General features: G+C 35.1%; 11 protein-coding genes and 1 pseudogene. 7 read left to right on the top strand and 5 right to left on the bottom strand.

All coding sequences use genetic code 11. The features are described 5' to 3' along the window. Positions 1-498: 498 nt before the first annotated feature. Positions 499-564: pseudogene (locus CM19_RS13515) on the top strand (hypothetical protein); the annotation flags it as partial. 203 nt (positions 565-767) lie between these two features. On the opposite strand, the gene CM19_RS02315 reads toward CM19_RS13515, so the two are convergent. Further along, positions 768-1775, bottom strand: a complete 1008-nt coding sequence (locus CM19_RS02315; RefSeq protein WP_048098829.1) for an AIR synthase family protein — start codon at positions 1773-1775, stop codon at positions 768-770. Positions 1776-1794: 19 nt separating this feature from the next. After that, positions 1795-2175 (bottom strand): DUF123 domain-containing protein, encoded by a 381-nt coding sequence (locus CM19_RS02310; protein WP_048098828.1) that lies wholly within the window; start codon positions 2173-2175, stop codon positions 1795-1797. Positions 2176-2254: 79 nt separating this feature from the next. Between CM19_RS02310 and CM19_RS02305 the strand changes: the two genes are divergently transcribed. Next, the gene (locus CM19_RS02305) at positions 2255-2602 is read left to right on the top strand and encodes a hypothetical protein (RefSeq protein WP_171714662.1); all 348 of its coding nucleotides are present in this window, start codon (positions 2255-2257) and stop codon (positions 2600-2602) included. Positions 2603-2610: 8 nt separating this feature from the next. Here the strand turns inward: CM19_RS02305 and CM19_RS02300 are convergent, their stop codons facing one another. Both CM19_RS02300 and CM19_RS02295 read right to left on the bottom strand, forming a co-directional pair. After that, positions 2611-4503 carry a peptide-N4-asparagine amidase gene (locus CM19_RS02300; RefSeq protein ID WP_200869381.1) on the bottom strand — a complete coding sequence of 631 codons (1893 nt, stop codon included), beginning with the start codon at positions 4501-4503 and terminating at the stop codon, positions 2611-2613. Beyond that, positions 4500-8510 (bottom strand): S53 family peptidase, encoded by a 4011-nt coding sequence (locus CM19_RS02295; RefSeq protein WP_048098827.1) that lies wholly within the window; start codon positions 8508-8510, stop codon positions 4500-4502. Before CM19_RS02295 ends, CM19_RS02300 begins: the two co-directional genes overlap by 4 nt. Before the next feature lie 187 nt (positions 8511-8697). Between CM19_RS02295 and CM19_RS02290 the strand changes: the two genes are divergently transcribed. The 5 genes from CM19_RS02290 to CM19_RS02270 all read left to right on the top strand — a co-directional run bounded on the left by CM19_RS02290 (position 8698) and on the right by CM19_RS02270 (position 14371). Next, positions 8698-9444, top strand: a complete 747-nt coding sequence (locus CM19_RS02290) for an exodeoxyribonuclease III (RefSeq protein ID WP_048098826.1) — start codon at positions 8698-8700, stop codon at positions 9442-9444. Positions 9445-9668: 224 nt separating this feature from the next. After that, positions 9669-11009 carry an APC family permease gene (locus CM19_RS02285; protein WP_052349416.1) on the top strand — a complete coding sequence of 447 codons (1341 nt, stop codon included), beginning with the start codon at positions 9669-9671 and terminating at the stop codon, positions 11007-11009. Positions 11010-11072: 63 nt separating this feature from the next. After that, positions 11073-11420, top strand: a complete 348-nt coding sequence (locus CM19_RS02280; RefSeq protein WP_048098824.1) for a DsrE family protein — start codon at positions 11073-11075, stop codon at positions 11418-11420. A gap of 21 nt (positions 11421-11441) precedes the next feature. Next, the gene (treH1, locus tag CM19_RS02275; protein WP_048098823.1) at positions 11442-13163 is read left to right on the top strand and encodes an alpha,alpha-trehalase TreH1; all 1722 of its coding nucleotides are present in this window, start codon (positions 11442-11444) and stop codon (positions 13161-13163) included. 56 nt (positions 13164-13219) lie between these two features. Further along, on the top strand, positions 13220-14371 hold the full coding sequence (locus tag CM19_RS02270; protein ID WP_171714828.1) for a pyridoxal-phosphate-dependent aminotransferase family protein: 1152 nt from the start codon (positions 13220-13222) through the stop codon (positions 14369-14371). Between the two features lie 154 nt (positions 14372-14525). Here CM19_RS02270 and CM19_RS02265 read toward each other — a convergent pair whose 3' ends face one another. Continuing rightward, positions 14526-15008, bottom strand: coding sequence for a 3-isopropylmalate dehydratase small subunit (locus CM19_RS02265; protein ID WP_048098822.1), 483 nt, complete (start codon positions 15006-15008; stop codon positions 14526-14528).

Raw genomic sequence — 15008 nt, 5'->3', positions numbered from 1 at the left:
AGCGTAAGATCGAGAGTGTATAACCCCTTCTGGAAATATATAAGTTATTTTTCATATGAAAAATAGAGAGGTTTTACTCTAGTTTTTTATCTTAACGATCAAAACGCTAAATGCTAAAAGTTAGTTAAGCGATCTATATCCTGCTAACTTGTGAGTTAATCCATTAAAGGAATGGAAAGGTTAAACAACGCAATAATTAAATCCATAAAAAGGTAAAGGCTACCAGCAACTACGTTCTCAGGTATTCAAAAAAAAACTTCTGAATATGATTTTCAAGGTAGTTCCAAACGGAAAAGAGAGAAAAGATATTCCACAAAACTAGGGAGTGGTTGGAAAAAAGGTAAAATACCTAAAAAAGATCCTTCACGCCCACATGAGTAATCAACGTGAGGGAAAACACATAGATATTCCAGACAAGGAGTCAGATTAATAACTCTTTCAAAAAGTTGTTTACGTTGAGTTAACGTAAAAGAGCAACTCTCATTTTCGTAGAGGACTTTTGTATGTAAAAAATGTGGTTACATTACTAACCGTGATCATGTTGGTTCTCTTAAAATCTCATGAGGAGTTGTAACGATCCTTGGTTCCTGTGGAGTTGACTCATGCTTTTTAACGGAAATAGACTACGTAGCATTAAATTGACCTGAAGGTCTATAGTGTCGCAAAATTATGATAAATCATTCAGTTAGGTAGTAATTAACGTGATTATTAGGATTTTATCATCGTTCAACGATACTATGAGAAGGTCGGAGTATTTAACCCAACCTTTACTTTGTTTTTTCAGCTAGATCAAAAAATGCCCTCCAAAAGGGGTCTTCCACAGGTTTTTCAATGCGTTTTTCGCCAAGGTAAACTCCCTCACCCACTTCTACTCTGCCGACTACATATGCCTCTATTCCTTCTTTCTTTAGCTCGTCTATCACTTGGAGTTTATCAGTGATTATTACCATTGTGCCTTCGCTTATGGAAGTAAAAGGATCGATATTTACTATAGATGTTACTGCTCTAACTGCCCTATTAATGAGCGAGTTACCCAAATCCTTTACTAGGCTTATTTTCTTACCTGTTACTTCTGATACTTCTACTAAGGCATTATAAAGACCACCTTCCGTAGCATCATGCATCAAATGAATTCCTATTTTACTAGCAACTAATCCATCTTTCCAACATGACATTTGCCAATACATGTTATAAGCTTCTGTAAAGAGTTCTGGCGATAGTCTTTCCTTAAAATAATCAGGATACAGATTTACTAGTATTCCAGTTGCCTCTATTGCTGGACCTTTAGTAACTATAACATAATCTCCAGGTTTTACTTTTGAAGGCATGCCTAAAGAGTCCTTTGAACCTATACCAATCATCGAAAATCCTCCTACCATAGGATAGGAAACACCTTCGTACCTACCAGTATGACCACCTACGACCATTACTCCAATTTCCTTTAAACTTTCGTGAATTCCAAACCACATTTCCTTAAATTGTTCGTCGGTCATTTCTGGAGGTAGATTAAGATCTATTAAGGCATATCTAGGAGATATTCCAGAAGTCATGACATCGCTCGCTAAAATATGAACTGCAAACCATGCTGCCTTTTTGAACCCAAATTGAGGAACAATAAACACTGGGTCCGTCTTTACGACCATGACTTTATCACCTAAGTCTATTGCACCGGTATCTACACCGTTCATCGGTGGAACTATTACCTCATTATATCTTTCTCCAAGATTAGGATAAATGACTTGGTCAAAGATTGTCTTACCTATTTTACCAAGCATAAGTATATTTCTATTAACACTATAATAATTGCTTTTCCCTTAGAAGAGATATCACATCAGATGCAGAGGCTGAAAACAGATGACTAGGAACTTCAAGGTCGTCAGTATTCCCAAACCCCTCTATGCTATAAAACATGGCAGCCATTATCCTTGCTATCTTCTTTTCTTCAAAATTCAAAATTAAAGCAGTAGTTGGTTCACAAAGGTTAGCCAGAAAGTCAACATGCCAATGCTTTTTTCCCTTTTCTTTACTTAAATGTCTAGATATTCTCTTTGCACAATTTAAACCACATGAACCGACGTATGCGTATATGCCATGTTTTAAATAGAAAGATCTTTTCTTTAATTGAATAAATCCTTCTTTACAATTGAAAAAAACTATATAACCTTTCCTAATCATATCTACTCATGATGTATATATGTTAAAAACGCAATGAAAGCAGATCATGTTTTTATTTTTCGTTTCCCTCATACCAATAATGAATAGAATTTTAAGAATACCTAGATTTATGAAGGATGGTAAAAATAAAACGCTTGAGCTTTTCATAGATAATGCAAACGTAAATGATAAAGGTTTTCCACAAGAGGCAAGATTCTTATTGGTAATAGATGATGGAAATAACAGAACAGCTTTTCAACTCTCTCAAGCAGAGGCATCATTACTTTATACAAGGTTAAAGTACGCTCTAGATCAAGCCTCTAAAGAGTATATTGATATTGAAGAGAAAAACAGAAAAAATTATGAAAAGAAGTCTTCAAGAAAAGGAATACAAGAAAAAGATTCACTTGATGAAGAGTTAGAGAGGCTAGATTCGGATGAAGAGTAAAAGCCATTCTATGGGACTATGTATATATATGCGCTATGTAATAACGTCTTATTTTCCATACTTTTGGGGATCAGAGGTATATTAGCAACGTGTTCTGAAGGAATAGGATCTGGAACCATAGTAAATTGTTGAGATATCTTGATATAATATCCATTTAGATTTACAGTACTATTTTGGCCTGCAGAGGCAAAAAATCTCTCCATGAAACCTTTATTATTTACTAACCAAATCTCTGTTAAGTTCTTCTCCGTTAATGCGTTATTAGATGTTAATTTAACTAGAACAGCTCCGCCATACGAGTTAATTATCTCTATTACACCACCGAACCCTCCAATAGAATATAGGGATTCCACAGTTTTTTCATAATGACTATAGTTTCCGAATGTCCAATTCATAGAGTAGTCTAATCCAAGATTTATAGTTCCGTTCTGTTCATAGCTCAGGTTATACGGTATGACAGAGGGGCTCGTTATCGGAACTGCTATTGCATCAAGAGTGAACGTAATTGGATAGTTTCCCTCAATTGTTAGACTAGCATTATACATTCCTGATTCTATTGCATTTTCAAGAAAACTCTCATCCATATAACCATATTGAAATATTTGATTGAACGTCTGTTTAGCTAAAAACGTTCCACTCTGAATAACGTGAGATATTTCTGTTCCATGTTTGAAATAAAGAATAGATTCATAATTAATATAATAGTGTCCATCCTCTAGATAGTACTCCCCAGAAAAGCTAGGAACAAATATAGGACCTGAATCCATGAAGTGATTATTAGCTGTAATAATTTTACTTGAAATCATTGGATTACTTTGATTTACCCATAACATAATTACCCCAGCTATGTCCCAGTCGTATGCGGTAGAACCAGTTAATTGGTAGGCTTGTAAGAGATTAGTTACATCAACTGTCACATTGGCTTTACTCCCTAGTGCTAACATAGGTGTTAAGTCTATAATTGTTGGACTGTGGAAAGATAGAGTATTTATGGAAGTCAGCGGTTTCCAGTAGAATAAATCTATACCCCCAGTATAAATTGTTTCATATGGATTAACTATACCAGCTAAGTAATTATCATAATATATTTGAATGCTTCTTGTTGCAGGCTCGTTAGTATACCAAAATTCGTCTAGACCCCCGCCCTCCTCATATATTAATGACATCATCCTGTACGTTCCGTTTGGGATAGAAATTTGCTGAGTAACGGATGGTATTTTTGGATTCAAGATTGTATAAGAGTAGTTAAAGTCAATCCCTTCAGGAGTAAAATTAACGAAAAGTGGAATAAACTCATTGGGAAGTCCAACAGGCTTGTGTCCTGGATATAAGTAAAGAGTTATATTCATTTCATAAAGTCCAGTTATTCCGACTTTGGCATCATAATAGTTCTGAATAACTGGCTCAAATGTTACGTTACCTTGAAGTAAGTTCTCAAACATTGTAACATCGACTTGAGCCGTTGAATTATTTATCTCTTGAGTTGAACCCCAGAATATTGGTACGCCGTTAGCAAATATATAGGCTTGTCTATCATATTGCGTACCGTTAAACTCCTTTATACTCACATTCATTACCTCAAGGCTGTAGTTGCCTGGAGGAATATAGGTCTTAAGGTAATATGGCCTTAGACCTGTATCGTTAAATAATAAATTTGTTGCAACGTCAATTACAACTGGGCTTACATTAGTCACGTAGTTTGTATAAGAAGGAATAACATGATAGGCTTGAAAAGAGTAAAATGCAGGATCTTGAGAGAATGGAATCTTTGACGATATTGTCATGTTAGTTATAAGAGCATGGAATGAACTATTTGACACGCTAGGAGATACCGCTAATCCAGGCAGTGAAAAAGCCAGAGTCAAAACTACTATTAGAGTAATCGCAAGTTTTCTCATCATCTCCTCTCACCTCTTCTGAAGATTAATAAAATCATGATGGCAATTATGGCTATTATTAGTCCAATTATTCCTATCGCTTCACTTATCGAAGCAGTGGAGCTTGCTTTTGATATCTTGTCAGATAAGGAAGATGATACCGAAGAAAGTGATTGTTTTACCGTGCTTATTGAAGAGTTAACTGAACTTAAATCAGAGTTAAGTTTGGAGTTGAGATCTACTGCGTGATAGGAATTATATACGGTCGTAATCAAGGAGTATGTTAGCCCGTCACTTAGAGTTAGATTAATTATGTAATCTCCATCAGGCATAGCAGAACTATTAAAACTAAACATTACGGTTATCCCGCTAAAGGTCTCAGATGAAGTATATGGTATCTTCTTCCCTCCTAGAGTCAATGAAATTACCTTTAGTTCTTTACCACTAATATTCAAGGTTACTATTGAGGAAGGAGATGTTACATTAGATGGAGATATAGATACTATATTTGGCGCGGGTAACACTGAAGTTTTAGATATATTTGATGCTGATACACCACTTTCATAAATAACGCTATTACTCTGATTAAACGCATATTTGGAATCGTGAATAACTGTAGCTATAAGTGACACGTTTGAGTTCACGAGAGTTAACGCTACTTGTTTACCTCCTATTTGACTCTGAGAAACGAACAATGTAGAATCTTTAGAACTTATGGTAGTTATATCTGATCCATATATGTATATAGTCGAATTTAGTACAGTAATATTCTGTATATTTGAATCCATTAATACAAGATCTCTTACATTCATTACTACAATGGAGGGAGAGTATACTCCTTGAAGTATATATTCTGTACCATTATATTCTATCATTGGAATAGATGTAACATTAGAGGTGGAAATTACTTCTTTTCCTATAAACGTAAATGGTAAGACGTCGAAATTACTTGTTGAAATTACATTATATCCAAGAGCAGATACTCCAGAAATTATGATCTGCCATGGACCTGAAAAGTACTGTAGAGGTTCTCCCATATATATACTGCCATTTATTATAGATGGCAATTGATACGTTGCTTCCCATACCCCATTAGAATAATTGTATTGCATTGGCACGCCAACATCAAAACCTATTATTAGAGACTCGAAGTTAAGCTCATCAGGCACAAAGGTAGCAGTAAACGTTCCAAATCTAACCTCAGTTCCATTAGGATATGTTATATTTGCAATAACCCTAACAGTTTGCCCTTCTACTGCCGTAGTAACTCCCTTAATTATAGGATTTAGCATTGTTGGTGATATATAAATAAATGTAGTATAATTGCCATATTCAGGACCAGCTGATGTGTTAACAAGTGAGGAAGCTACTACTTTATAAAATCCAGGGGCTACTTTAGGAACAGTAATAGTAGCTTCATGATATTCAAACAAATTATAAACGCCGAATTGGGGCACATCAGGGGCTAATTTCATCGGAACTCTAAGTATTAACGTTCCATTAGGAGCTATGAGCTCTGCATAAACATGTGATGTAAATATACCATAGCCATAAGCATCGAAAGTGAAAGCTAGGAAAGTAAAGTTTTCCCCAGGAGAAACGGATGGAAGGCCATCATTTATTGGTGTTAGTATATCTCCAAAAACATATTCTCCAAAATAATTGTAAGTATATGCAAAACCGTATTTATTTCCTATGTTCATAATATAGGTTCCTTCTGGATTTGGATAGAGAAGTGTCCCTGTACCACTATAAAGACCAGATGTTGATATCTCTAGGAGAGTTATATTGAACGAATACCGATCATGTGAAAACTCAGCAGTAAAGGTTGAATTTACTACAGGTGTGCCATTTGGAAAATAAATGCATGCTGAAACGGAAAATGGCGAATCGACAGGCAATATATCGCCTACAGGAGTTATAATATTTATTGACTCACCAACATCAATGTCAGTGAATGATTGGCCTGTTAAATCTTGGGAAGTTCCGTTTACGACAATGCTCCAAATGTTGGGTTCCATTCCGTGTTTTATTGTAAAGTTTCCAATCCAAGTAGTACCATTAAAGCTTAGAGGTACTGAAGAAAGATATCCTTTTGTTGTAAAAATGTATGCGCTAAAACTCCCTTCAGTAACAGGAGTTCCATTAGGATATGAAATTTCAGCTAATATATTAAACCTTGAATTATACATATACCATGGCATTGATACACCTTGCTCAAATGTTGAAATTGATATTTCTAGAGAAGGATGATCAGCTATGTAATCCTTTACGGCTTGCTCCAATATTCCTACGTTTGGTGTACCAATTCCTGTCACTAAATTATAACCCCGCTGGGCGTAATACTTTCCATTAAATCCAAAAGTAACCTCATGAAACGCTTCGCTATACAAAGTTGAATTATCATATATTCCGTAAAGTATTGGAGCTATTAGACCTAGAGAATGACCTACATAAGAATCTATATCAGCTATTATACCTCCCCATAATTGTGTGGATAAACTTGTCCCTCCAATGACTACTTCTGTGCCCAAAACTACCTCTATAAACCCCGTGTATGGATTAGCGTCGGCCGCAACGTCCGGGGTTGCTCTTAATGTAGAATTACTTATATATCTTTGCCAATAAGGAGATGGGAAGAAGGTGCTATATCCTCCATCAGATCCTACTGTTCCTGTACCTAATCCTTCATATAATGGATTAGCACTCCACGCAGTCTCATAACCATAAGTAGCAGTAGATTTTTCTACTGTAAAAATACCTATATTTGGTTCATTTAAGTAGTTGTAACCGGATGTTATATTTGGAAACACCGATGTGCCTCCTACCGAAAGGACAAATGGTGAAGATGAAGGGAATATTACACCCCCATAAGTAGTGTAAGTTCCTCCATAGGCACCTTCATCTCCTGAAGCTGCTACAAATGTAATTCCTTCAGCTGAACCTAATGCAAAGTATAGATTGACCAATGGATAATTGGGGAATGGAACTCCCTGATAGAAGGCGTAAAATCCTGATGCAGAGAATAGGTTTTCTACTGCTCCGAAACTCATTGAAACTACTTGAGCATTATCTTCAGCAACTATATAGGTTATTGCTTGAAGAATATTTGCGAATGAGTCGCCGAATGGAATTACTAATTCTATATTAGCATATGGGGCCATTGTGTGAACGGCTTCGACGTCCAACGCTGTTTCTTCATACCAACCTGTAAATAAGCCATACTCTGGATGATATGGTCCTATAGGAATTACAGTAAGATTTACTGGAGGAAGATTAAACTCTGCATCAAATTGTTGTACATCCTGATATATTGTAGGATCTCCAAAAGCGTCAATTATGGCTACAGTTACATTTGAGCCTGGATGCTTACCTGTTACGTTATAAAATCCCTCAAAATCTTCAGGAGTTAGATAAGATGCTGAAAACTGGAAACCGTACAAGGGAGTGCTCCTTGAAGAATTATATGGAATTAATTCCCCATGATAAAGTTTACCTAGGATATAGTACTGAGGTTCGACTGTTGGATCTACCTTGGTGAAGTTAGTTAGCCCATAGATAAGAACGTTTCGTAAAGGAGAAGGAATAGATGGATCTACTATAGGTTTATAGAATGTCTCATTATTTGAGAAGTAAAGGGCTAGAGTTGTATTGAATGTTTTTTCAACCTTATATGCCGGAGCACCTGCCATTATAGAGAAAGGTGTCTTTAAATAGATCGTGAAACCTTGAGATGATAGATAAGATACAATTTCATTAACTTTTTGAATAGGGGCAAATCGATCAATTAACTGCGTTCTAGACATTTTTAGTTGACCATTATAAATTTCTTGCATTAATAGATATAATTCATTAAAGTTTTTAGGCTGTACAAAAATATTCAACATAATTTCAGTGTTAGGATTTATTTTTCCCTCAATCTGTCCATTAATGTTTGGAGATATATATGTGGGTTGAGCAGAAGAAACCAATACTGGTATTAGCGGTAAAATAAGAAAAAATGATAGTAATAAACCTACTTCTTTTTGCATGATATTTAATATAAAAGGCATATTTTTAAACCTTACTTAATAAGTAACGAATTATAGATTGAAAGAAGATACTTCTTATAATCCTTAAGTATAGAATTTATTAAATATTAGATATAAGAATAATAGTAAGTATTTACTTCGCTTAGAAACCATTAAGAATCTTAAGCTACGATGTTCAACATTCTTTATGAGAATTATTTCATGGAATATTAACGGGTTAAAGGCAATAATTGGAAAAGGCTTTCTAGAATTCATCAAGGAAACAAACGCAGATATTTACTTATTTCAAGAGGTAAAATCAGATATTGTTCCAATAGATCTACAATTCTCTGATTATTCTATATACCTGAATCCTGCTAAGAAAAGAGGATATAGTGGAACTATGACTCTAACAAAAATTAAACCAATAAGTGTAAAATACGGACTCGGAGAAGAACAATATGATAGCGAAGGTAGAGTAATAACAGCTGAGTTTGAAGATTTTTACGTAATAAATGTATATTTCCCTAATGCTGGCGAAGGGTTAAAGAGACTAGATTTCAAGCTATCTTTTAATAAAGCCTTTGAGAATTACGTATTATCACTGAATAAACCTATAATAGCGTGTGGGGACTTTAATGTAGCACATGAAGAAATTGATATTGCTAGACCTAAAGAGAATATTGAACACGCAGGATTTACCCCACAGGAAAGGGAATGGTTCTCTCATTTCCTATCATTAGGGTTCATAGACACATTTAGAATGTTTATAAAAGAGGGTGGTCATTATAGCTGGTGGTCCTATCGTTTCCATGCTAGAGAAAAAAACATAGGATGGAGAATAGACTACTGCATAGTTTCAAAATCTCTAAATAAAAAGGTTAGGAAGTCAGATATATTAGGCTCTATAATAGGTTCTGATCATGCTCCTATAATTTTAGAAATAGATTTATAACAAGCTATTTTATTACTTTAGATAAATTTATCATTATAAGAATTTTACATATTTTCTATAAGGGAACTTTATATCCTCGTCATACGATGGTATCTTCTGGCTCCGCTCAATAGATGTGAACATTAATAACCATTAGTTTACAATATAATTTAAAATTGCTTCCTAAATGAGAAAATTATATTGCGGATTGAGAAGTTTTTAAAACTCTGTAAAAAGATAAGTCCATTGTGAGTGAGAAAGCTAAGGAAAGAAATGAAGAGCCTAAAAGGCAAATTGGTCTATTAGATCTTGTATTTACAAGCCTAGGTGGTCAATCTCCTTTTCTTAGCATATTAACGTATGGAATAACTGCGTTCTTATTAGCACGAACCTTTGCATCAATAGCCATTATTTTAGGTACTCTCTTAGTATTGGTTAATGGACTATCTATCTATATATTATCAAAAAAATTTACACAATCAGGAGGATACTTTACATATAGCTATTTCTCTATATCTAGAAGACTTGGATTTGAAACAGGATGGATTTATCTAGTTTACTCTACACTTTACGGTTCTGCATATGTTCTAGGAGCTTCATTTATACTTGCATCAATCCTACACATAAATTCTTGGATTACTGCTCTTGTAATATTAGCAATTTCATCCTTATTCGCGTTATTAGGTATTAGACCCTCTGCAAAATATGCAATGTTTGCAAGTATCATAGAAATCTCTATTATGACTATTTTGGCTTTTTTATTCTTACAATCAACTCACTTTACCTTTTATAATCCTTTTAGTATACATATCCCTATTGGCGAGATAATTCTAGCTATATTATTTGGATCTAGCATACCTACCGGATACGGTTCAATAACGCCTTTGGCTGGAGAGGTAAAAGACCCAAAGAAAAATGTACCAAGAGCTATTATTATAGTAATTTTACTTGGAGGTCTACTAGCAGCTTTTGATATTTATGCCATCTCAGATCATGTTTTATTTTTCCATCTACCAGACCAACAACTAAATCTCATTAGCCTTATAGAAAGTAGATTTGGTCTACTAACACTTGCCTTTGTTTTATTTGCAGCAGCAAATGATGGTATACTAGCGAGCTTAACCTTCATTCTAGCTTCTTCCAGAACAGCATACTCCATGGCATATCGCGGCTTCTTTCCAAAGTCTTTAGCAATACTTGATCAGAAAAGAGGACCAGTAAACGCTACAACTATTACTATAATAGTTTACTTTGCTATAGTTATTGCTTCCCTCTTTCTAAGCAGTGGTCACGTATTTTCTGCCTTTGAGTTCATAGGAGGAGGTTCTTTACTGGCCAATCTTTTTGTTCATATAACGTCTAACTCATCACTTCTAAGAGTATCAGCGAAAAGGTATAGAAGAAGGATTAGCCAGATTACTATCGGTTCTATAGCTCTTATTTTTTCGTTATATATACTTTTTGAATCTGCTGCTTCCTCTTCTCCAGTACTAGTCTATTTATTTATGTCTAGTATAATTTCCGGTTTTCTCGTAGCTGAGGTGATAGATATCGCAAAGGAACAACAAGAAAAGGAAGAAGACTAGTTTTTACTACTTAAAAAAGTATTTATTCATTAATCTTTTAATTGTGTCCGATCTCTTTGATGTATGGCAAAAATATTTGTTATTTCAACAGCTGGAAAAGATGATATAAATAAAGCAATGATGGCAATGAACTTCGCATTAGGAGCCAAAAAAAACGCTAATGCTACCGTAGCACTCATGTTCCTTGGAAGAGGAGTTGAGACTTTACTAAAAGGTGCTGGAAATGCGGAACAAATGAAAAAAGTAATAGAAGATATGATAAAGGCTGGTATCGAGGTTAATTATTGCGGAATATCGTTAAAGAATATGGGGCTTTCAAAGGATCAGATCTTCGATGGAATACCTGAAGTTATGGGAGGAGTTGAGACTGCAAAAAGGATAGATCAAGGATATTCTGTAGTTAGTTTTTAAGCTATTTTTTCTCTTAAACTTATGCTAGCGTTTCTAAGTAATGGTATAACGTCAACAATAATAGATAAAGGTTCGATAGTGTGGATGCCTCTTCCTCGCTTTGACTCTCCTTCAGTTTTCTCCAGACTACTTGATGATAATTATGGCGGGGAATTTTCCATTTTACCTATAGAAGACGATTGGGAGGTAAAAATAAGCTATATATCATCAAATGTTCTAAAAACAGAATTCTCAAAGAACGGTAAAAGATCTGTAATCATAGATGTAATGCCATTAGGTGAAGCAGGAATAATAAGACATATTAGTTCTGATGATAAACTACGACTCAAACTAGATCCTGTCTTCGATTATGGTTTAAGAAGAGGAATTATAGAAGAGAAAAAAGAAGGAATTAAGATTAATGATCCGGGAAAAACGGACTGTATAGCTCTATTTTCGAATCTAAAACTAAATAGAACTTCTCCGGACACATGGATCGTAGATAAAGGGAAGGGATTTATATACATGGTTTATTCGGCTGATACGAAATTTGGTCCTTTTCACAAGCCATTTAGAAGATCTGTAAACAAGTCCTTTAAATTAAGCGTAAAATTCTGGAAACAAACAGTTATAAAGAAAAAGAATAGAATAAGTGATCCAACTCTAAGACAGTTATATGATACTTCGCTAACAGTCCTCTTAGCTTCAATATATCAACCTACTGGTGCACCGATAGCTGCACCCACCACATCTTTACCTGAAGTTATTGGTGGAAAAAGAAATTGGGACTATAGGTTTGCATGGATTAGAGATTCCTCAATTATTAGCGAGGGTCTCCTTTATGCTGATTATATAGTTGAAGCTAGAAGAATTTTAGGTTTTCTCCTTGGTCTGATTAATTTTACTTCAAAACCTTTCTTACATCCTCTTTATACAGTTGATGGAGGGAATCCTCCACCTGAAAGAGAAATAACTTGGCTTAATGGATTTAAAGGATCTAGGCCTGTAAGAATAGGAAACGCTGCAGCGGAGCAAGTTCAACTTGATGTAGAGGGTATATTCATAAATGCAATTTATGAATACTTTAGAAGAACAAAGGATAAGAAATTTATTAATTCGCATTGGGAAAAATTGGAACATATAGCAGATTGGGAATCAAAAAATTGGAGGATGCGAGATTCTGGAATATGGGAAGAGAGGGGTGTAAAGAGGCATTATACTCATTCTAAGGTGATGATGTGGGTTGCCTTGGATAAAATAGGAAAGATGGCCATAGAAATAGGAAAAGAAGACAGATGGTCAGATGCTAAAGAACAAATAAAATCGTGGATAATGGAAAACTGCGTAAATTCAGGCTTTACAAGATACGCTGGGACAGATGAGGTAGATGCAAGCCTTCTAACTCTACCACTGTATGGGTTTGTTAAAGCAAAAGACGAAACGTTCTTACAGACTCTTAAAAAAATAGAAAATGATCTTTACGTGAGTGGTTACGTTAAGAGGTACAGAACAGATTTCATGGGAGAGGCAATGCACCCTTTTACCTTAGCCTCAGCATGGTTGGCTAGAACGTATATCAGATTAGGTAAAATTGAAAAAGCGGAGTTATTATTAAAGAATTTATACATTAGTCCTCTTGGTTTAATAGGTGAACATGTTAATATAGAAAGGAAAGAGTTTACGGGAAACTTTCCACAAATGTTTACTCATGCCCAGGTATTAGTGGCGCTAGAGGAAATGATGAGCTCAGCTCACACAGACTGATGAAGAAAAAGAAAAACGTCTGACAAGCTTTTTTTCTGCTTCTGATCAATTCCTTTATGACAAGAAAAATTCTCATGCATGTTGGACCTGAAACGATTGATTATGAAGTTCTATTAGCAGGAGTTAGAGGAGATGTCGGATTTACATCAAAGGAGTTTACCGATGTAATGAGATATAGTCTCAGCTTTCTAAGAAAGTTGACAAATGCGCCTTCTTACCAAGCATTCATAATTCCAGGAGGAGGAACATCAGCGATGGAAAGCATATCTTCGCTGATAAAAAAAGGGGAAAATATACTAGTTGTTAGCAATGGTGTTTTCGGGGATAGATGGGAAAAGATATTTTCAAGATACCCAGTGAACTTAAAAACATTAAGGGCAAAAGCAGGCTATTACATAAAACCAGAGGAAGTTTTAGATGAAGTAAAGAAGAGTAAAATCAATGTTGTTACACTAACTCATGTTGAGACTAGCACAGGAGTAAGGGAGCCTATCCAAAGTGTAATTAAGGAAATAAGGGATTACGTAGATCTAGTAGTAGTAGATGGTGTCTCAAGTATAGGAGCAGAAGAGGTTAGAGCAGAAGATTGGAAAGCTGACGTTTATTTAACTGCTAGTCAAAAAGCTATAGGTGCACCGCCCGGTGCAGGTCTTTTAGTGGTATCAAATAAAGCGTTAGAAAGGTTATCTAGCGAATCTATATCTAGTTTCTATCTAGATTTAAGAAACTGGTTACCAGTTATGAAGGCATTTGACGAAGGAAAATCAGCTTATTTCTCCACTTTACCAGTTCATCTTATATTTATGTTAGCTAAAGCATTCGAACTAATGGATAAGGAAGGAATAGAAAATAGAATAGGTAGACATGAAAAGATCTCCTCGGCAATTAGAGCTGGGATTGAAGGCATGGGATTGGATATAGTAGCTAAAAATCCTGAAGCTTATAGCAATACTGTCACAGGTGTAATGCTTAATAAGGTTAACCCATCTGACGTCCTAACTAGAATGGTCTCTGAAGGAATAGAATTGGCTCCTGGAGTTCATCCGGATTTAGCTGGCAAATACTTCAGAATAGGGCATATGGGTTGGACAAATGAAAACGATGTTATTTCAACTATTTCAGCTTTGGAGAGAGTTCTAAAGGTCTTAGGGGAACCAATAAGATTTGGAGAAGGAGTAAAGGCAGTTCAAGAAACTCTGTCATCTTAAATCATAAGCTATATGGAAGGAAAATTTTCCAATTCATAAGATCAATCTCCAATATACAATTATACATACTAATCTAGATGCCTCAAAAGTCATTTTTCTCCTGGTACTTAGCTTAATAGATGTATTTTAGATTTTAAAAAGAAAATAACTAAAATTATTTTATCTTATTTAAATATTCCATTATTCCTCCAGCCCTTAAAATCTCTAGTGCCATACCAGTTATTCCCTTACCAACAAGCCTCTTACTATCAACATCTATTTCTCCTGTCTCAACATTTATCCTGACATTAGATCCTTCCTCAATCTCCTCTCTAGCTTTAGGAAGAACTATAACTGGAAGTCCATTATTTATACAGTTCCTATAAAATATCCTAGCAAAGCTTTCTGCAACTATTGCTTTCACTCCAGCAGCCTTAAGAGCTATTGCTGCTTGTTCCCTTGATGAACCCATTCCGAAAACCTTTCCTGCAACAATTATAACTCCCTTAGACGCCTTCTTGTAAAACTCAGGATCTAGTGGTTCCATAGCATGCTGAGCTAAGTATTGAGGATCTGTATACTTAAGATGCCTAGCTGGAATAATTATATCCGTATCTATCTTATCTCCAAACTTTACCACAGGACCTTCTAATATCAT

It is taken from the genome of Candidatus Acidianus copahuensis (genome assembly GCF_000632495.1).
In the GTDB taxonomy this organism is placed as follows: domain Archaea; phylum Thermoproteota; class Thermoprotei_A; order Sulfolobales; family Sulfolobaceae; genus Acidianus; species Acidianus copahuensis.
Note: the sequence above shows the minus strand (reverse complement) of the source record. Positions and strands in the feature narration are given on the sequence as shown.